At 69.9% G+C, this 19,406-nt stretch carries 10 protein-coding genes and 4 pseudogenes; 8 read left to right on the top strand and 6 right to left on the bottom strand.

The window, feature by feature from the left end; genetic code table 11:
- The 3 genes and pseudogenes from AB0D85_RS20445 to AB0D85_RS20435 all read left to right on the top strand — a co-directional run.
- Window positions 1-270, top strand: a pseudogene (locus tag AB0D85_RS20445) (hypothetical protein); the annotation flags it as partial.
- Window positions 271-815: 545 nt separating this feature from the next.
- The gene (locus AB0D85_RS20440; protein ID WP_362321973.1) at window positions 816-1,058 is read left to right on the top strand and encodes a hypothetical protein; all 243 of its coding nucleotides are present in this window, start codon (window positions 816-818) and stop codon (window positions 1,056-1,058) included.
- Window positions 1,059-1,295: 237 nt separating this feature from the next.
- A pseudogene (locus AB0D85_RS20435) lies at window positions 1,296-2,681 on the top strand (NF041680 family putative transposase); the annotation flags it as partial.
- On the opposite strand, the pseudogene AB0D85_RS20430 reads toward AB0D85_RS20435, so the two are convergent.
- Window positions 2,680-2,872 (bottom strand): annotated as a pseudogene (locus AB0D85_RS20430) (transposase family protein); the annotation flags it as partial. The pseudogenes AB0D85_RS20435 and AB0D85_RS20430 sit on opposite strands and share 2 nt — an antisense overlap.
- Before the next feature lie 356 nt (window positions 2,873-3,228).
- Here AB0D85_RS20430 and AB0D85_RS20425 point away from each other — a divergent pair.
- Window positions 3,229-4,290 carry a site-specific integrase gene (locus AB0D85_RS20425; RefSeq protein ID WP_362321971.1) on the top strand — a complete coding sequence of 354 codons (1,062 nt, stop codon included), beginning with the start codon at window positions 3,229-3,231 and terminating at the stop codon, window positions 4,288-4,290.
- Between the two features lie 19 nt (window positions 4,291-4,309).
- On the opposite strand, the gene AB0D85_RS20420 is transcribed toward AB0D85_RS20425, so the two are convergent.
- The gene (locus tag AB0D85_RS20420) at window positions 4,310-5,212 is read right to left on the bottom strand and encodes a helix-turn-helix transcriptional regulator (protein WP_362321969.1); all 903 of its coding nucleotides are present in this window, start codon (window positions 5,210-5,212) and stop codon (window positions 4,310-4,312) included.
- A gap of 176 nt (window positions 5,213-5,388) precedes the next feature.
- Between AB0D85_RS20420 and AB0D85_RS20415 the strand changes: the two genes are divergently transcribed.
- On the top strand, window positions 5,389-6,228 hold the full coding sequence (locus AB0D85_RS20415; RefSeq protein ID WP_362321967.1) for an SDR family NAD(P)-dependent oxidoreductase: 840 nt from the start codon (window positions 5,389-5,391) through the stop codon (window positions 6,226-6,228).
- A 232-nt stretch (window positions 6,229-6,460) separates the two neighbouring features.
- Window positions 6,461-7,691, top strand: a pseudogene (locus AB0D85_RS20410) (IS110 family transposase).
- 1,004 nt (window positions 7,692-8,695) lie between these two features.
- Here the strand turns inward: AB0D85_RS20410 and AB0D85_RS20405 are convergent.
- Window positions 8,696-10,675, bottom strand: a complete 1,980-nt coding sequence (locus AB0D85_RS20405; RefSeq protein WP_362321965.1) for an RICIN domain-containing protein — start codon at window positions 10,673-10,675, stop codon at window positions 8,696-8,698.
- A gap of 215 nt (window positions 10,676-10,890) precedes the next feature.
- Here AB0D85_RS20405 and AB0D85_RS20400 point away from each other — a divergent pair, with 215 nt between their 5' ends.
- Window positions 10,891-12,126: a glycosyltransferase gene (locus AB0D85_RS20400; RefSeq protein ID WP_362321995.1), complete on the top strand. Its 1,236-nt coding sequence runs from the start codon at window positions 10,891-10,893 to the stop codon at window positions 12,124-12,126.
- Window positions 12,127-12,231: 105 nt separating this feature from the next.
- Here the strand turns inward: AB0D85_RS20400 and AB0D85_RS20395 are convergent, their stop codons facing one another.
- Window positions 12,232-12,900, bottom strand: a complete 669-nt coding sequence (locus AB0D85_RS20395; protein ID WP_362321963.1) for a TetR/AcrR family transcriptional regulator — start codon at window positions 12,898-12,900, stop codon at window positions 12,232-12,234.
- 172 nt (window positions 12,901-13,072) lie between these two features.
- On the opposite strand from AB0D85_RS20395, the gene AB0D85_RS20390 reads away from it, so the two are divergent.
- Window positions 13,073-14,317, top strand: a complete 1,245-nt coding sequence (locus AB0D85_RS20390; protein WP_362321961.1) for a YncE family protein — start codon at window positions 13,073-13,075, stop codon at window positions 14,315-14,317.
- A 77-nt stretch (window positions 14,318-14,394) separates the two neighbouring features.
- Here AB0D85_RS20390 and AB0D85_RS20385 read toward each other — a convergent pair whose 3' ends face one another.
- Window positions 14,395-16,251: a cellulase family glycosylhydrolase gene (locus AB0D85_RS20385; RefSeq protein WP_362321959.1), complete on the bottom strand. Its 1,857-nt coding sequence runs from the start codon at window positions 16,249-16,251 to the stop codon at window positions 14,395-14,397.
- A gap of 77 nt (window positions 16,252-16,328) precedes the next feature.
- Window positions 16,329-19,190, bottom strand: coding sequence for a GTP-binding protein (locus tag AB0D85_RS20380; protein ID WP_362321957.1), 2,862 nt, complete (start codon window positions 19,188-19,190; stop codon window positions 16,329-16,331).
- Window positions 19,191-19,406 lie beyond the last annotated feature (216 nt).

Genomic DNA, 19,406 nt, shown 5'->3' with positions numbered 1-19,406 from the left:
CCGGATGATAGCGAAAGCGTCAAGTCCGGTTCGGCGGGAGGCCGCGAGGAAAAGGAGCTGCCACGGCAGACACCTCGCCACGCGGCCGACCCAACGGCGTGGGTCATGCACGCCCGGCGCCTGGTCCGGGACCACGAACGGCTGCCCGAAAGCTCCGAGGCGATGATCAACCTCGCGGCGATCCGGCTCATGACCCGCCGACTCACCCGCCCGACCGTCCATCCCACCGCAGCCCGCCCGCGACCGGGCGAAACAGTGAAAGCGGCCTGACCGGAACGGTCCCATTCCTCGTCCCAGTCGTCACCGCCGTCGTGCGGATCGTTCGCTCCGGCCGCGTCGGCAGCCCGGTCGGCGAAGCCGGAAACGGCAGTCGCCGACCGGCCGACCCAGCAACGCAAATCCCCCGCTCGAATTCTGAGCAGGCCAAATAATGCTGGAACCTACCGCCTGTCACGCCACGAATGACTCAAGAACTAACGCGCCGGAGGGCGGGACTCACGGGACTGCGCATTAGCCGTTCCCCACGCCTGAGCCTGACCTGAGTACGCCGATGACTGCCGCACGCCCGGATCACGCTGTGAGTACGCCGGCAGTTTCTCCCTGAGCCGTGCCGCCGCCTGATTCTGCGGGTACTGCGCCGGCTGGGTGTCTCCATGTGACCGATGAATATTGTCAAGCCTGGCCTGCAAAACAGCATCCACAGATCCGTATGTCCTCAGCATCCTACCGAAAGCCAGACCGGCCCCATGCACGCGGGCTACGAGCCTGAAATGCTCCTGAGGGTCCCCGCCCCATTGGGAGGCCCGCCACTCCGCATGACCGTGAAAATAACTGCGAATATAGTCATCATCACGACCAAGGTTATTTTCACCGGCCTGGACGGAGTCGTTCCACACTTGATGCAGATGATGATCGTCACCTCTCAGGCTGTTCGGCGACGGAGACGCCAGGTGACGCCAGTCACCGGTCTCTTCCAGCACCACACGTTGCTGCGGGGAAAGATCACCGACATTCTCGGGCAGATGTTCGAGCGGCACGAAAGCTCCTCAGGTATGTGAATCTCCAGCCCTCACGACGCAATAGCCGCCTGCGGGGTTCAAAACCCCGAGTGACAGGCAGACAGCCACCAACCGACCGGCCAGGGATCGAAAACAGGCTCTGAGCTTGTTCTTTTTCCTCTGGCCTCGAACGGTGTCCCGAACGAGGTCACTCACCTGGGCATTCGCCGGACATGAGGGTGGCCTTCGTCTGATCCTGTGCTCCGTCACGAGGAGAACCAGTCGAAGGCCGTTGTCATGAGTGTGGTGTGCCCAGATGTCCGGCGGGAAGCGTTGGCGGAAGCGTCACGCTTCCGTGCAGATTTCTACGAGTGTCTGACCGCCCGGCGTGACGAAATGTTCGAACTGGCCGACGCGCTGTTGTGTGTCGACGGGCCGGTCACCTCGCCGGTGGACCTGACGATGGTGCCCGAACACCGGCGTGGGCACGGCGCGCTGTACGGGGCTCTCAACCGGGGTCGGATCGACGTCGAAAGGCTGCGGACCTTGCTCGCCGGGCTGTCGTTGCCCCGGTTCGAGGGCGGGCGCCTGGTCCTGGCGGTCGACGTGTCGCCGTGGCTGCGCTCGGACGCGCCGTGCTCGGCAGACCGGCTGTTCTGCCACGTCTACGGCCGGGCGAAGTCCGCCTCCCAGTTCATCCCGGGATGGCCGTACTCCTTCGTCGCCGTCCTCGAACCGGGAGCCACCTCGTGGACGTCGATCCTGGACGTGGTCCGGCTCGGACCCGAAGACGACGCGACCGCCGTCACCGCCACCCAACTCCGGGCCGTGGCCGAGCGGCTCATCTCAGCCGGCCAGTGGGCGCCCGGCGACCCGGACATCACGATCGTCATGGACGCGGGTTACGACGTCACCCGCCTGGCCTGGGTCCTGCGGGATCTTCCTGTCGAGTTGGTCGGGCGGATCCGCAGTGACCGGGTGATGCGGCTGCCGAAGCCCTCGCCCAAGGAGTACGCCCTGGCCTGTCCCCAGGGCGGGCGACCGCCGAAGCAGGGCAAGGAATTCCGCTTCGCCAAACCCGAGACCTGGCCCGAGGCGGCGATCACCACCGACACCGACAGCACCAACTACGGCAAGGCCGAGGCCCAGGCGTGGGACCGGGTCCACCCGCGGTTGACCCACCGCTCGGCCTGGCTGGAGCACGACGGCGAACTCCCCGTCGTCGAGGGCACCTTGGTCCGGTTGAAGGTCGAGCATCTCTCCAAGGAACGAGAAGCACCGCCGGTTTGGCTGTGGTCCTCCAAGACCGGCGCCACTCCGGCAGACGTGGATCTGTGGTGGCAGGTGTTCCTCAGGAGATTCGACCTTGAGCACACCTTCAGGTTCGGAAAACAGATTCGCGGCTGGACCACCCCGAAGATCCGCACTCCCGAGGCCGCAGACCGGTGGACCTGGCTCGTAGTCGTTGCCCACACCCAACTCCGCCTCGCCCGGCCGCTGGCCGCCGACCTCCGCCGACCCTGGGAGAAGCCGACCAAGCCCGAACGTCTCACCCCGGCCCGGGTCCGCCGGGGGTTCAGGAACATCCGAGCCCACCTGCTCTGTCCGGCCCGTGTTCCCCAACCGCGCGGCGCTGGTCCCGGACGACCGCCCGGGACCAGGAACTGCCGTCCCGCCCCCCGACGCCGAAGCCGACGGCGAGCTGGGCGTAGGTGTGCCCGCACCGCAGGTGGGCCAGCACCAGCAGGGCCTTGCCGGTCCGCCGGAAGCCGACGCCACCGGATGCCAAGCTCACGGCGCCGGGCAGTCAGCCAGTGGGACAGGTACCGAAGGGCCGAGCTGGACAGATCGTTGCCCGATGGGTAGACAAGCACATGAAGCTCCGGACGGACAGGTTGCTCTTGGTCGACAGCCCATCTACCAGGAGCTTCACCTCTCCTCACACCCGGTCCCTGCACCAACTCACGCCGCCTCCAGCCAAGTTGGCAAAGGCTCAGTGACCGCGCGGTAGAGGGGGTTGAGGAACATCCATGTCAGATCGTGCGCTAAGGATCTGTCGGCCCTGGTGGGTGACTGACGGAGCGTCGACGGCCGGACCTGTCTGAAGTCGTTCCACGAATAACGCCCTATTATCTGCGGAAGCTTGGGTCGTCACCTGGAGTGTAGTTCTCTGGGCCGTACGTGAAGCGGCCCTGTTATCCGTGGCAAGGGGGAAGCTGTACCCACCGTCGTGCAACTGCCGGCCGGGAAGGCGTTGACCGTCCGTGCGGCGGCGGACGCCTTCCTCGACTCGCTCCGCAACCCGAACACGGTCCGCAGCTACTCGACGGGTGTCGGCAAGACCGCCGAGCGGATCGGGGAGGGCCGCCCGCTGGGGTCGGTCGCGGACGACGACATCGGCGAGGCTCTGGAACTGCTGTGGGGCACCGCGGCGGTCAACACCGGGAACGCCCGCCGGGCGTCGGTGCTGTCGTGGCTTGGCTGGTGCGCGGAGTACGGGTACGACGGCCCGGCGGTCCCGGCCTGGACGAAGCGGCTGGCGGTGCCGGACTCCGAGACCCCGGCCCGCTCGAAGACGGCCGGGGACCGGCTCATCGCCCGGCGCGAGGTCCACCTGCGGGAGAAGACGCTGTGGCGGATGCTCTACGAGACCTGCGCCCCCGCGGAGGAGATCCTCGGGGTGAACATCGAGGACCTGGACCTCACCGCCCGGCGCTGCCCGGTGAAGGCCAAGGGGGCCCGGAGCAAGGCCCGCCGTCGCGGGCAGGCCCGTGAGGACTTCGTGCTGGAGACCGTCTACTGGGACGCGGGTACCGCCCGGCTCCTGCCCCGCCTGCTCAAGGGCCGTACCCGGAGCCCGGTGTTCGTCACCCACCGGCGGCCCGGCCCGGGGAAGGTCGTCAGCCCGCGCGACGTGTGCCCGGACACCGGCCTGGCCCGCCTCTCCTACGGGCAGGCCCGCGCCCTCCTCGATGAGCACACCGCCGTACGCGGGCCAGGGACCGGCTGGGACCTGCACGAGTACCGCCATTCGGGGCTGACCGAGCTCGGTGTCCAAGGCGCCTCGCTGCTGATGCTGATGGCGAAGTCCCGGCACAAGAAGCCGGAGAATGTCCGCCGCTACTTCAAGCCCTCCCCGGAGGCGATCTCCGAACTGACCAGCCTGCTCGCCCCCGGGCGGCAGCAGCCGCTGACCTCTCGCTGTCCCGAAGCGCAAAGCCCCGGGCCGAGCGATAGCGCTTGTCGTGGGGGGAAGACCGGTCTGCGTCGGATCCGTCTCGTGCTTCTTTGACGACCGGAGCGGGCTCGTATCAGTCGTGCGCTCCTGGGGCTTGCGCTGTGACGCTGCCGGTATCGGCTGCCGTCCTGCTCCATTGGGCCAGCAGGCGCAGGGAGGTCTCGGACGGGCTGCCGGGTTCGGTGCCGTAGACGAAGAGGATCTGGTCCGGGTCGTCTCCGGGGGTGAGGGCCTGGTAGGTGACGGTGAGGTCGCCGACGAGCGGGTGGTGGTAGTCCTTGGTACCGGTCGTGCGCTGGTGGACCTTGTTGTCCGACCAGAAGCGGCGGAACTCCTCGCTGTGTACGGACAGCTCTCCGACCAGGGTGCTCAGGGCCGGGTCGTCCGGGTGACGGCCCGCGTCGAGGCGGAGCATGGCGGCGGTGTCCGCGGCGACGCGGGGCCAGTCCCGGTACAGCTCGCGCGCGTGCGGGTCGAGGAAGACGTAGCGGGCCTGGTTCCGCTCGGCCGCGGGAAGGACGCGGAAGTCGGTGATCAGGCGTCCGGCGAGTGGGTTGTGGGCCAGCACGTCGAGGCGCCGCCCGAGGACGAAGGCGGGGCGGTCGGCCTGCTGGAGGGTGTCCAGCAAGTCCCAGGTGGCGGGGTGGACGCGCTGAGGTCGCGGGCGACGGCGGCGGGCCGGTCGGGGCCGGGCGAGGGTGTGCAGGTGGCTGCGCTCGGCGTCGTCCAGGTGCAGGGCCGTGGCGAGCGCGTCGAGGACCTCTGTGGAGGCGCTGCGGCTGCGGCCCTGTTCGAGGCGCGTGTAGTAGTCCACACTCACCCCGGCCAGCCGGGCCAGTTCCTCCCGGCGCAGGCCGGATACCCGGCGCCGCCCCAGGTCGGGTGCGTCCAGCCCGGCCTCCCGCGGGGTGAGGCGGGTACGGGCGGAGCGGAGGAATTCCGCCATCGGTGTGCTGGTCGGGTGCTCACGGTCCACCCATCCAGCATCGCGCAGGCCTGGAGGATTCGGCGGCGGGAGGGTGGCCCACTTTGTCCCCCGATCAGGCGGGCCCCTCTGCGGCCTCTTTTGCCTGCTCAGAGCTGGTTCAGTGGATGCCGGAGCCCGCCACCGCAAGGGGTGTCCGGGCGAAGCGAACGGATGGAGATACCTTCATGGCAACGTGGTTCATCACCGGCGGCTCCCGCGGGCTGGGACTGGAGATCGCGCGGGCGGCACTGAACGGCGGCGACAACGTCGTGGTCGCCGCCCGTGACCCGCAGAAGCTGCCGGACGAGCTGTGCCAGCACGACCGAGTCCTCGGTGTCGCCCTCGACGTCACCCGCAGCGAGGACATCACCGCCGCGGTCGAGACGGCTGTGGAGCGCTTCGGCACGATCGACGTCCTCGTCAACAACGCGGGGCGCGGTCTGCTCGGGGCGCTGGAGGAGATCACCGATGCCGAGGCGCGGTCCCTGTTCGATCTCAACGTCTTCGGGCTGATCAACGTCACCCGCGCGGTCCTGCCGGGAATGAGGGCGGCCGGAGGCGGAAAGGTCGTGAACATCGGCTCCCGTTCCGGCTTCGAGGGCGAACCTGGGGTGAGCATGTACAGCGCGTCGAAGTTCGCCGTGGCCGGTGTCAGTGAGGCGCTCGCGGTGGAATTGGAGCCGTTCGGGATCCAGAGCATGATCGTGGAGCCCGGGGTCTTCCGCACCGACTTCCTCGACGCCAGCTCCTTGTCGACCGCGGCCGAGCGTATCCCCGCCTACGACGGCACGCCGGCCCACGCCACCCTGGACTGGGTCGACACCGCCAACCACACCCAGCTCGGCGACCCCGTCAAGGGCGCCACCCTGATCTATGAGGTGACCTGCCAGGACAAGCTGCCTGGGCACCTGGCCCTGGGGCGCGACGCGATCGAACGCCAGCTGGTCAAGATCCGCAGCCTTCAGGACGACCTCGCGGCCTGGCAGGACAAGTCCGCCGCCACGGCCTGCGACGACGCTGCCTAATGGGACGTGCCGGGTCGGTGAGACTCGGTGCCGTAGCCGCCATCAGGTGAGCACTTTCGCTGCCGGAAGCACTCGACCTCTGTGGTCAGACCGTGCCCCTGCTGGTCGGCCGGGAGGCCAGACCGCTGATGGGGTGGTGTGCCCGCCCTGGTGGCGTGAGCACTGGATCCATTAGGCCGCGCGCCGCCTTCCGCGGGCTGCAAGGAGCGAAGTACCTGACCAGGAGGACGAGTTGCTGCTGATCGGCGATGACTGGGCTGAAGACCACCACGACGTCGAGGTCCAGGACGAGACAGGCCGGAAGCTGGCCGCGGCAAGGCTGCCCGAAGGCGTGGAAGGAATCGCGAAGCTGCACTAGCTCCTCGCGAAGCAAGCCGGCACGGACCTCGATCCGGCCAGGGTGGTAGTGGGGATCGAGACCGACCGGGGCTCGTGGGTTCAGGCCCTGGTCGCCTCCGGTTACCAGGTCTACGCGATCAACCCGAGGCAGGTCGCCCGCTTCAAAGAGAGGTACGGCACCTCCGGCGCCAAGAGTGACAAGGGCGACGCGCACGCACTCGCCGACATGGTCCGTATCGACCGGGACCAGCTGCGGCCGGCGGCCGGGGACAGCGAGCAGGCGCAGGCCGTCAAGGTCGTCGCCCGTGCCCACCAGACCCTGATCCGGGAACGCACCCGCACCTTCCAGCGTCTGCGGACCACGCTGCGGGAGTACTTCCCCGCAGCCCTGTCCGCCTCCTCAGACCTGGAGCTGACCAGTACGGACGCCCTGGAACTGCTAATCAAGGCACCCACCCCGGCAGCCGGGGCGAAGCTGACGCGCGCCCAGATCACCGCGGTCCTGGTCCGCCACCGCCGCCACCACCGCGACGCGAAGGCGGCCACCATCCAGAGCACCCTGCGCGAGCGCCAGCTGGGACTACCCGCGCCGGCCACCGCCGCCTATGCGGCCACCGCAACCGCCCACGCACGCACGCCTGATCATCGCACTGAACGAACAGATAGACGCGATGGAAGTGCAGGTGAAAGCCCATTTTCTTGCGCACCCGGACGCTGAGATCTACCTCTCGATGCCCGGCATCGCGGAGATCACCGGCGCCCGGGTGCTCGCCGAGTTCGGAGACGACCCCACCCGCTACACATCCGCGAAAGCCCGCAAGAACTACGCCGGCACCAGCCCGGTCACCCGCGCCTCGGGCAAGAGCCACACAGTCCAGGCCCGCTACGTCCGCAACAACCGCCTCGCCGACGCCCTCCAGCGCCAGGCGTTCGCCGCCCTGCGCGCCTCACCTGGTGCCCGCCACTACTACGACAAGCAACGAGCACGCGAGGCCGGCTACAACCCCGCCCTCCGTCAGCTCGGCAACCGTCTCGTCGGCATCCTCCACGGCTGCCTCAAAACCCGCACCCACTACGACGAAGCGACCGCTTGGTCGCACCACGCCCAACTCCATGCCGCTTGACACCAAACGACATGGGGTGTCTGACCAGAGCAGACCTACTCCTCGTCCCAGTCGTCACCGCCGTCGTACGGATCGTTCGCTTCACCGTCCGGCGCCTCGTGTCGGTGGTGGTCCTCGGTCACCACGAGCCACGGTTCGACTGCCCCACGCATGGCTCGGAGCGAGGACCGGAGGACCCGCGGCAGCGCGCTCGGGACAGCGAAACACGCGTCAAGGACAGCGGCCCCGTAGCGCCCGCTTCTACGGTCCGGACGCCCGCCATCGTGCCATCGGTGAATGAACTCTTTCTTCGGCTCATCCGTAGCGACGGGCGGAGCACGCCGACTACCGACAGAGCAGGAGAACGGGTAACGATGCCTGAACAAGGTAAGCAGCCAAGGATTCCGGCACCCCAGAGCAAATTGGGACAGGCGGCACGAGGCTTGGTCGAATTGTCGCAAGGGTATCGGGATTTCAACCAGCCCACGCGCAACGTCCGCGGCGAGACCAGCCGGGCCACAACCGGCCCCCAGTCCATGGCGGCCGTGGCGCGAGCCGCCAATCGGTATCAGCCAGCAACCGCCTCGAACAACACCGCAAGCGGTTCACAGACCAACGCTGGGGCCGCCGGTAGGCCTGCCTTCGACCCGGTGAAGGCTGCGGCCCAGGCCAACGCCAAGAAGGGTCCGAGCCGCTGAGGGTATGAGCGAACCCGGACGGGTGTCCTGCCCCTAGTAGTCGCCCCAGGGCACCCGCCTTGGTCCTGCGTCCGGAGATACGGGAACGATTCCGGTCGGCTTTCCAGAGCTCCGGGAAGCAACCGCGCCGGTGAACGGCGCAGCAAGTTCCAGGGCCTGCCAAGGGACATCTACCTCGGCAGGCCCTCTTGTGCTCCAGCCATGTGACGTCTGTCCGGGGATCGGAAACAGGCTCTGAAGAGGCGCGGGTGGGCTGTGACCGATCCGCGGCCGCCGCCGCGTGTGCGCGACCGGCCACAGCCCACCCTCGCCCGGAGAACTACCGCGTCAACTCCGGCTCCACTGCTGGTTGGTCCCGCCGTTGCAGGCCCACAGCACCAGTGAGGTCCCGTTGCTCGTCGCCGCGTTGTACACGTCCAGGCACAGTCCGGCGTTGACGTTCGTGATCGTCCCGTCGGAGTTGACGTTCCACTTCTGGTTGTTCTGGCCGTTGCAGTCCCAGATCACGACCTTGGTGCCGTTGGTGGTGCCCTGGTTGTAGGCGTCCAGGCACTTGTTGCCGTACACCACGAACTCCTTGCGGGAGGTGTACGTCCAGGCCTGGTTCTGGCCGCCGTTGCAGTCCCAGATCTCGGCCTGGGTGCCGTTGGTGATGGTGTTGTTGTAGACGTCGGCGCAGCGGCCGGACTGCCCGCCCACGAGGAGCGTGCCGTTGGTCCCGGGGATCGGGCTGACCGTGATCGAACCGAGCGTCGGGAGCGAACTGCCCGTGAAGGTGAGGGAGTTGCCCGATCCCTTGCTCAGGTCGACCTGTACCGAGACCGTGCCCTGCGAGGACCCGGTCGGCGGGAAGGAGACCGTCGTGGCGGTCTGGCCGTTCACCTGGAGGGTGCCGGTGACGGCGGTGGAGCCGGTGTTGGTGTAGGCGACGTCGACGACGTCCAGGCCGGTGCTCGACGCGCTCACACCGGTGTACTTGCCGGTGGAGGTGGCGCTGTAGCCGGTGCTCGACGCCTCCGTGCCGCCGCTGATCCTGAGCATCACGGAGCCGCCGGCCGGGACGCTGGTGGTGTAACCGGTGCCGTACGACCCGAGGTTCGACTGCGCCCACAGGTCGCGGACCGTCGCGGAGGCGCTGGTCAGGCCGAGGTCGGACCAGCGGGCGGTGATGTTCGCGGCGGCGGAGGTGCGGTTGAGCAGCACGACCGCACGGTTGCCGGTACCGGCGAGGACCTTGCTGTAGACCTGGAGTCCGGTGGTGTCCTCGGCGACCTTGACGCCCTGCAGGCCGCGCGCGTCCTGGTCGACGGCGATCACGTCGGAGTTCTTGAGGATGGCGGCGGTCTCACTGGTCATCGAGGTGAGGTCGTTGCCGGCGAGCAGGGGGGCGCCGGAGATCGCCCACAGCGCCATGTGGGTGCGGTTCTGGGCGGCGGTGAGGCCGCTCATGCCGACCGTCAGCATGTCGGGGTCGTTGTAGTAGCCGGTGTGCTGGGCGGCCGGGTGCAGGGTCTGGTCGAAGTTGGACAGCACCGCCGACTGGGACGCCGTACCGCCGTAGTAGTAGATGTCCGTGCTGGTCCGCCACATGGGAGCGAGGCCCGTCGCCCAGTTCCAGGTGTTCTGGTAGCCCCAGTTGCAGATGGACAGGGTCAGCGGGCGGCCGGTGGTGGCGGCGGCCGTGGCGATGGCCGAGCTGATCGACTTGTAGGCGGTGGCCGCGTCCAGGCCCTCGGCGTCGCCGCCGCACCAGTCGACCTTCACGAAGTCGAAGCCCCACTTCGAGAACTGGAGCATGTCCTGGGCGTAGTGCCCCTCGCTGCCCGTGTTGGCGGCGGCGGGGCGGCCGGTCGGGTAGTAGTAGCCGCAGCCGTTGTAGCCGGCGTCGGTGTAGATGCCGGCCTTCAGGCCCTTGCTGTGGATGTAGTCGGCGATGGCGCTCATGCCGCCGGGCCATTCACTGGTGTCGACGGTGATGTTGCCGTCGCTGTCGCGGGTGCCCTGCCACCAGCCCTCGTCGATGTTGATGTACTTGTATCCGGCGTCCGGGAGACCGGCCGCGACGAACGCGTCGACCTGCGCCTTGATGACGTCGTAGTCGATCTTCGCCGCGAAGCTGTTCCAGGAGGCCCAGCCCATCGGGGCGGTGGGCACCGAGACCTGGGAGACCGTCGCCGCCCGGGCCGGCCCGGGCGTAACGAAGAGGAGCGCGGCGGCGGCCGTCAGGGCCAGGGCGAGGGTGCGTACGGCGGCGGTCCACAGATGCCGTACGGGACCGTTGCCGGTCGATCTGGGCGGGGGGTACATGCGGCTCCTCCACGGGGGTCCACGAGGGGTACGGCTCGCGTGCGTTCGTAATCCCGAACAGCCTTCGATGTTCCGAACGTATCGCGCGCCGACCGTAGAGCCGCCGGAGGGTGAAGTCAACGGATGTGACAGGGGTGAACTCTGCGCCGATTGCGGATCGTTCACCCCGTGACGGCCACGGCGGCGCCATACTGCTGCTCGTGCGCGTAGCGATCATGACGGCGGGTTCGCGGGGCGATGTGGCCCCCTACACCGGGCTCGGGCACGGGCTGAGCCGGGCCGGACACGAGGTCACCCTGGTCACCCACGGCTGCTTCGCGGGGCTCGTCGAGGGGTCCGGGGTCGCCTTCCACCCCCTCCCGGTCGATCCCCGGGCCGAGTTGGAGTCCACGCGGGGGCGCGGGCTGCACCGCAGCGCCAGCGGAGCGGGGAAGCTGCTGCGGGTGGTGGAGATGGCCCGGCGGCTGGTCGGGCGGATGACGGACGACCTGATCGCGGCCGCGCGGATGAGCGACGCACTTCTGCTGTCCGGTTCGCTGGCCCCGGTCGGGCACACCATCGCCGAGGGTCTGCGCCTGCCCAGCATGGGCGTCTACCTCCAGCCACTGGCCGCCACCGGGGAGTTCGCGCCTCCCGTGCTCGGCGGCGGCACCTGGGGCGCCGCCGGGAACCGGCTCGCCGGGCACGGCGTGAACCTGGCCGTGGAGCAGGTCTTCGCCTCCGCCGTCCCCGCGCTGCGCACCCGCCTGGGCCTGCCTCCGCAGCGCTCCGGCGCCGCACGCCGGGCCAGGGAGCGCCAACTGTGGCCCGTCCAGCACGGTTTCAGCCCGCTGGTGGTCCCCCGCCCCCGCGACTGGCGGCAGGGCCTGGGGGTGTGCGGCTACTGGTGGCCGTACGACGGCGAAACCCGACTCCCCGACACCGTAAGGGCGTTCCTCGACGCCGGACCGCCGCCGGTGTTCGTCGGCCTCGGCAGCGCCACCGTGCCCGACGCGGACCGGCTGAGCGGCCAGGTCGTGGCGGCGCTGCGGAAGGCCGGACTGCGCGGGGTGATCCAGCGAGGCTGGGGCGGCCTGACCGCCGACGGCGACGACATGCTGACCGTCGGCGAACTGCCGCACTCGGTCCTGTTCCCACGGATGGCGGCCGTGGTCCACCACGCGGGTGCGGGCACCACGGCGGCGGGGCTGCGGGCCGGGGTGCCAGCGGTGCCGGTCCCGATCCAGTTCGACGAGGGGTTCTGGGCGGCGAGGCTGGTGGCGCTGGGGGTGGCTCCGGCGGCGGTGCCGTTGCGGGGGCTGAGCGTGGACGCGCTGGCCGGAGCGCTGCGCCGGGCGACCCGGGAAACCCGATTCGCCCGCCGGGCAGGCGAGTTGGGCGACCGGATCCGGGCCGAGGACGGCGTGGCCCCGGTGGTCGGGGCCCTGGGCGAACTGGCCGGTCCGATGTGATCCCGCCGGCCTCGGACTGCCGCAGTGGCGGGATGACGCCGAACGGTACGCGCCCCTCCAGGGGTGCGGGGAGTGCGTGCCGGCCGCCTCACCCCGGCAGCCCCATCACCGACCCGGGCCCCCGGGCGTCCAGCCCTCCGGCCGCAGGATCCCCACCAGCAACCTCACCAGCTCCTCGACGACCTCGTCGAGGCTCGCGTCCACCCACCCCGCGCTCCAGTCGTGCAGCAACCCGTTCACGCTGCCGATGAACGCCGTCGCGGCCAGCCGGTAGTCACGCGGCGCCGCGTCCCCACGCGCCACGGCCGCGTTCGCCTCGGTGCATATCAGCTCCACCCACCGCGCCCGCCGGGCCAGCCGCTGCTCCTCCAGCCGGGGACTGACCCCGATGATCTCGACGAAGGCGATACGGATACGCCGGGGGTCGGAGGTGACATCACGGGCGTAGGCCCGGAACAGCACCGTCACCCGCTCGACCAACGGCAGCGGCTCGGCCTCGGCGAAGGCCTCCACCACCGCCCGCTCGGCCCACCCGTTGACCTCCAGGTGCAGCGCGGCGAGCACATCCTCCAAGGTCTGGAACTCCTCGTAGAACTGACGGGTCGACAGCCCCGCGGCCTGACTGAGCGCCGCGACGGTCGTGGCGCGAAATCCCGGTGTGCCGCCGAAGAGCCCGAGCGCCGCCTCCAGGAAGCGCCGACGCCGCTCGGCCTTGCGTTCTTCGGCGGACCGTCCGCCGTAACGACCCGTCGGTGCCTTGATCCTGCCCACCACGACTGCCCCCTCCGTCGTCCACCCGTTGGCCAATTTTGTCGTGTACGCCTCTTGTGGAGTAAGCCGCCCTCTCCTTACTTTTCAGTAAGTTCGTTTTGAACGCGCCCGTGTTCAGATTCCGCGACCCGTGACTGCACGCGCGCCCCCACACTCATCAGAGGAGAGAGCAGTCATGCCTGCCTTCAGAACCAGGCACCTTTGCTCCGTAGCCGCCGCCCTCGTCCTGACCGTCGCCGCGCCCGCGACCGCCGCCAACTCGGCCGACGCCTCGCTGCGCGAGGTGCTGTTCGTCGGCAACAACTGGGACGGCACGGCCACGGTGCTGAAGTCCTCGGGGGACTTCGCCAAGGTCGGTCAGATCAACGTGATCCCGGACAAGGACGCGCGGATCGCGGAGATCAACGCCGACCCGATCAAGTGGATCTACTACACGTCGATCCGCAACGAGGTCGGACAGGGCCACGACCAGTACGCCGACGACATGTACTCCACGCCGGACGGCAAGTCCGTGGTCGTCTCCCGGCCGAGCTTCGCCGACGTCGTCTCCATCGACCTGGCCACCGACAAGATCAACTGGCGTTTCCCGGTGGCCGGTTACCGTGCCGACCACATGGCCGTCTCCCCCGACGGCACCAAGGTCGCGGTCTCGGCGTCGACCGCGAACAAGGTGCAGGTGCTGGACATCAACACCGGTACGGAACTGGGCGAGTTCGCCACCGGTGACAAGCCGCACGAGAACGTCTTCAGCCCCGACGGCAAGTACATCTGGAACATGGCGATCGGCGAGGTCACCACCTCGCTCGACGACCCGATCTGGGACTGGACCAAGGGCGACCGCCACATCACCGTGGCCGACGCCACCACCTACAAGCAGGTCAAGATCATCGACATGCGGGACCGGCTGGACGCGATCGGCCTGACCGACTTCTCCGACGCGGTACGGCCCGCGGCCTTCACCCCCGACTGGTCGAAGATGTACTTCCAGGTGTCGTTCTTCAACGGCTTCCTGGAGTACGACATCGCCAGCGACAAGATCACCCGGGTGAAGACGCTGCCGGTGAACCCGGCGACCAGCACGGACCGCACCACCTGGCTCCTCGACTCCCGCCACCACGGCATCTCGATGAAGCCGGACGGCACCAAGCTGTGCGTCGCCGGGACGATGGACAACTACGCCACCGTCGTCGACCGGGCCACCCTCCAGGAGGGCCCGCTCGTCACCGCGTCCACCCCGTACTGGGCGACGGTGAGCGGTGACGGCAAGGACTGCATCATCTCCGAGGCGGGCGCCGACCAGGTGACGGCCATCGACTTCGCGACGGGCCAGAAGGTGCTCTCGGTCCCGGTCGGCGACCACCCGCAGCGCGTCCGGCTCGGCCATGTGCAGGCCGACTGGACGGGTGCGACGAGTAGTTGACGGACCATCACGTACTTCGGCCTCCGGGGTGCCTGGCACCCCGGAGGCCGAAGCGTTGCCCAGAACGCTCAGCACTCTCAGAACTTCGACGCCACCCAGGCGGCCAGTTCCGACTTGGCCGCGGCCAGCAGGGTGGAGCTGGGCGAGGTCGCCCCGTTGGTCACCAGCGCGAAGTGCAGCACGCCGGAGTCCGAGTCGGTGAGCAGCAGCCGGCGGCTGCCCGTCCCGCCCGGCTCGGCCGCCACGCCGACCGGGGTCGAGGACGTGTACGACGGGGGTGCGTACGCCGTGCCCAGGTCGGAGACGACGGTGGTGGACGCGGTCGGGAAGGAGGCCGGAAGGTGGAGTTCGGTGGGTGCGGTGGCACTGCTGGAGCGCCAGACCTGGACGGCGTACTGACCGGAGCCGACCAGCGCGGCCACGTTCGGCAGCGAGCTGGGGACCGGGTTCCAGGTCAGGGTCGTGGAGCCGTCCCGGGAGCGGTCCTCGTAGGTGAAGGCGAGGGTGGAGCCGGAGGTGGCGCCCGGGTAGATGCGGTCGAGCAACCGGGCGTCCTGGCGGAGCGTCACCGTGCCGGAGTCGTCCATGTTCACGGCCGAGAGGTCCTCGTCGTTCCAGGCGTCACCGGAGGTGAGGACCTTGCTGGCGTTGTCGTTCATCAGCTCGTGGTGGCGGCCGTTGTAGATGTCCCACTGCCACTGGGTGCCGGAGAGGACCGGGCCGGAGGACGCCGGGGTGGACCACCAGGTCGAGCCGGGGAGACGGGAGTCGAGGGCCTGGTACATGGCCTTGTCGACGGTGGGCGCCTTGCCGGAGGTGGAACCGGACAGCGGGTGCCCGAACTCGCTGACGACCGCGGTGGTGCCGGTCGCCGAGGCACGGTCGCGGATGGTGCCGAAGTCGGTGGAGTACTGGCCGTCGGAGGCGTTGCCCCACATCAGGATGCCCGAGATGGCCTTCTGGTCGTAGTAGTGGGTGTTGAAGACATAGCGCGAGCCGAGCGTGCCCACGTCCAGCAGGCCGCCCTCCTGGTTGGTGACGTTGCCGTTCCAGTAGAGGTTGGGCTCGATGAGGGCGGGCTTGCTGCTCCAGCCGGCCGCGTCCATCCGGGCCCGGAACTTCTGGTAGAAGGGCCACAGCCGGTTCTGCTCCCAGGTGCGGGAGGTCTCGCCGGAGTCGTAGGAGCCGGCGTACGGCTCGTTGTACGGGTCGAAGCCGACGACGCCCGCGAACTCGTCGGACGTCAGGTGCCCGGCCAGGTAGGTCATGGTGGTCTGGGCGGTGGCCAGGAAGTAGTCCTGGAGGCCGTAGTTGTTGTGCCAGAAGTCGTACTGGGCGTCCTGGACGGCCGCGTTCTGGGTGATGTTCTGGCCCCAGAACAGGCAGATGCCGCAGGACTCGGCCGGGTAGTCCCCCAGCGCCACGGCCCACGCGGGGGCGCCGTCACCGGTGTACCAGCTGCCGGAGTTGAACAGGTAGCGGGAGTACAGGTCCTGGTGGAAGTCGGGGAAGACCCGGATGCCGGCGTCGAGGAACGCCTGCATCTGCGCGGTCACGGCGGCCAGGTAGGTGGTGCTCACCTGGCCCTGCACGGGTTCGGCGTGCGCCCAGGAGAGCAGGAAGCGTACGGCGTTGCCGCCGCCGAGGGCGCGCAGCGCGGTGGCGGACTTCTTCGCGTCGGCGACCGAGGCGAAGGGCAGGCCGCTGTTCTCCTCCAGCTTGGTCTCGCCGGAGACGTTGTAGCCGCGCAGCACGACCTCACGGCCCTGGCCGTCGACGAAACGGCCGTTCTGCACGGTGAGGGAGGTGCCGTCGAACCAGAGGGAGTCGGACGGGGTGGCAGCGGAGGCGGACGGGGCGCCCGCCACCGCGAGGAATCCGCAGAGGACAACCAGGACAACGACCAAACGCGCCCGGATACTCGTCATGTTCATTACAGTCCGGTGATTTCCGGACACCGTCAATACTTCTGACTCATGAGTAAGTTGAATACCTGCCTGACACTTGGTGCTCAACCGCCCACTCGACCTGTCACCTTCAACAGGTACTCCCTGCGATTGAGCGGATTGTGATCGGTACGGGCCCGGTCGGGGACCGCACCGCGCGACACGGGCGCGTGGTGATCGAAGGCGCTCTCCAACTCGCCCTCACCGCGGGTCAGCCCCGGCAGCCGCTGCTCCAGTTCGTGCACCCGGGCGGCGGGGACCGCGCCCTCCAGGACGGCGAGCGGCCCCTGCGTCCCGGTCCGCCGGGGCACCGCGCCGAGCCGGGCGAGCACCGGCAGCAGCGCGCCCAGGGTGTCCGCCGGGGCCTCCAGCCGGAACCGGTGCATCGGCTCGTGCACCCGGGTGCCGGCCCGCCGCAGCGCCTCGACCAGCACGAGCGGGGTCAGGCCCCGGAAGTCGTGGCCGGTGCTCGACATGCTCTTGTCGAAGCGCTGGTGGGCGTGGCTCTGCCGGGGCGAGTAGCCGGAGTGGGTCATGGTGACCGTGCAGTCGGGGATCCGCCAGCCGTGCAGCCCCTGGCCGAGGGTCTCGCGCACGGTGTCCTCGACGGCCTTGAAGAAGGCGTACGGCATCGAGCCCAGCTCCACCTCCATCCGGAAGCCGACGCCCGCGCCGGCCGGTGCCGGCTCCACCCGCAGGCCTACGGTCGCCAGGAAGGGGTTGCCGTCCTTCTTGTTGAACTCGACGGCGGCCCCCGTGCCGGTCACCCGCTCGACACAGATGGTCGTGGTCTCCCGGAAGGTGACGTCGAGGCCGTACTCGTCGGCGAGGGTCGCCTGGATGACCTCCTTCTGCACCTCGCCGTAGAGGGAGACGGAGGTCTCCTGCCGTACCTCGTCGTGCCGGACGTCGATCAGCGGGTCCTGCTCGGCGAGCTGGGTGAGGGCGAGGTGCAGGGAGCGCCGGCCGGTGCCGGGCCCGGGGACGACGACGGTCTCCAGGCTCGGGGGCGCGAAGTGGTGCTCGTACACCCACCCCGGCAGCCCGAGCGCGTCGCCGATGCGAATGCCGTCGAGCCCCCACACCTTGACGATCCGGCCGGCGCCGGCACTGTCCCGCGGAAGGTCCGTACCCCGCTCGAAAACGCTGAGCGCGGTGACGCGCCCCTCGGGCCTGCGGCCGCCCGCGCGGCGATCGGCGGCCCGGGTCTCGTCGCGGCCCTCCACGGCACGGCTCCCCTCGCCGACGCACACGAGGCGGTCCCCCTCGCATGGCCCCACCGCTCGACCGTCCTCACGAACAGCGCCGACGCAACCCCACGCATCGCCCGCAGCCCGGTCCCGCCCGCCCACGCCCGGCACTCGGCCCTCCATGCGAGCAGCGACGGCACGGCCCCCCTCACCGTCGCCCACAACCCGGTCCTGCCCGGCCGAGCCAGGCACTCGACCCTCCCCCGGCGCACCGACACCCCGACCCACCGCACCGTCACCGGCAACTCGGTCCCGCCCACCCCCGCCCGGCACTCGGCCATCCGCGCGAGCAGCGACGTCGGGGCCCCACCCGCCGCCACCCACAGCCCGGTCCCGCCCGCCCGGGCCAGGCACTCGACCCTCCCCCGGCGCACCGACACCCCGACCCACCGCACCGTCACCGGCAACTCGGTCCCGCCCGCCCCCGCCCGGCACTCGGCCATCCGCGCGAGCAGCGACGTCGGGGCCCCACCCGCCGCCACCCACAGCCCGGTCCCGCCCGGCCGGGCCAGGCACTCGACCCTCCCCCGGCGCACCGACACCCCGCCCCACCGCACCGTCACCGGCAACTCGGTCCCGCCCGCCCACGCCCGGCACTCGGCCATCCGCGCGAGCAGCGACGTCGGGGCCCCACCCGCCGCCACCCACAGCCCGGTCCCGCCCACCCGGAGCCGACGCCGCCCGACCGCTCTCGCACGCACCGACATCCCGACCCGCCGCGCCGTCGCCTGCACTCCGGTCCTGCCCCCGGGCGCCCTGCGGCCGGCCCCCCTCTCGGGATTCCGCGGCGCGATCCGCCTCGTGGCCACCGTCACCGACCGGGATCCGATCGCGGACCCGCAGGCTGCCGGAGAAGAGCCGCGCGTAGGCGATCTTCTCCCCCGCCGGGCCCCGTTCGACCTTGAAGACCCTGGCGGACAGCGGTCCGTCCGAGTCGCCGTCGGCCGCGGGGAGCAGCCGCTCCAGCCCCGTGATCAGCTCGGGGACGCCGGCGCCCGTGATCGCGGAGCCGAAGTACACCGGATGGACGACGGCCCGCCGGGTCTGGTCGGCGAGGGCGGCGCGCAGTCGGCCGTCGGGGACCCCGCCGTCGAGGTAGGCGGCGAGCAGCGCGTCGTCGTGGTCGGCGAGCGTGTCCAGCGCGGCCGGGCCGAGGCCGGGCACGAAGCGGGCGGCGCGGGTGCCGGGCGCGGCGGCCCGGCCCATCGGGACGAGCGGTACGGCGAGCCTGCGGGCCAGCTGGGCGAGTACGGCCTCGTCCTGGGCGCCCCGCCGGTCGATCTTGTTGACGAAGATCAGCGTGGGGATGCCCAGCCGCCGCAGGGTCCGCATCAGGACGCGGGTCTGCGCCTGGACGCCCTCCACGGCCGACACGACCAGGACGGCACCGTCGAGGACACCGAGGACCCGCTCCACCTCGGCGATGAAGTCCGGGTGGCCCGGGGTGTCGATGAGGTTGACGGTCACCCCGTCGAGGGGGAACGACACGACGGCGGACTTGATGGTGATGCCGCGCTGCCGTTCGAGGGCGAGGGTGTCGGTCCGGGTGCTGCCGTCGTCGACGCTGCCGAGCTCGTCGGTGACCCCGGCGGTGTGCAGCAGCCGTTCGGTCAGACTGGTCTTACCCGCGTCGACGTGGGCGAGGATTCCGAGATTGAGCAGATGGGTCGAATGCACTGGGCGTGATGTCCTTCGGCATGGATGGGATTCCTTCCTGGGTGGACATGCACGCAGCGCGCATCGGTGGTCCTCTCTCGGTGACATCGGGTCGGGAGCAGTGCAGCAGGGCGACCCGCCCGGCGGCAAGGGATTAATGCTCGACGAAACCGCCGCCGCAGCACTCGCCGCCTCCAGGACCCGGTCATAGAGTGACCTACATCACGCCACCGTGAC

The organism is Streptomyces sp. NPDC048277 (assembly GCF_040652235.1).
Lineage (GTDB): Bacteria > Actinomycetota > Actinomycetes > Streptomycetales > Streptomycetaceae > Streptomyces.
This window is presented reverse-complemented; position numbering and strand designations above follow the sequence as displayed.

Bases quoted from the DNA above. Each gene is read 5' to 3' on its own strand.
- AB0D85_RS20385 (WP_362321959.1), bottom strand. From the start codon at position 16,251: ATGAACATGACGAGTATCCGGGCGCGTTTGGTCGTTGTCCTGGTTGTC.
- AB0D85_RS20390 (WP_362321961.1), top strand. From the start codon at position 13,073: ATGCCTGCCTTCAGAACCAGGCACCTTTGCTCCGTAGCCGCCGCCCTC.
- AB0D85_RS20415 (WP_362321967.1), top strand. From the start codon at position 5,389: ATGGCAACGTGGTTCATCACCGGCGGCTCCCGCGGGCTGGGACTGGAG.
- AB0D85_RS20440 (WP_362321973.1), top strand. From the start codon at position 816: ATGACCGTGAAAATAACTGCGAATATAGTCATCATCACGACCAAGGTT.
- AB0D85_RS20405 (WP_362321965.1), bottom strand. From the start codon at position 10,675: ATGTACCCCCCGCCCAGATCGACCGGCAACGGTCCCGTACGGCATCTG.
- AB0D85_RS20400 (WP_362321995.1), top strand. From the start codon at position 10,891: ATGACGGCGGGTTCGCGGGGCGATGTGGCCCCCTACACCGGGCTCGGG.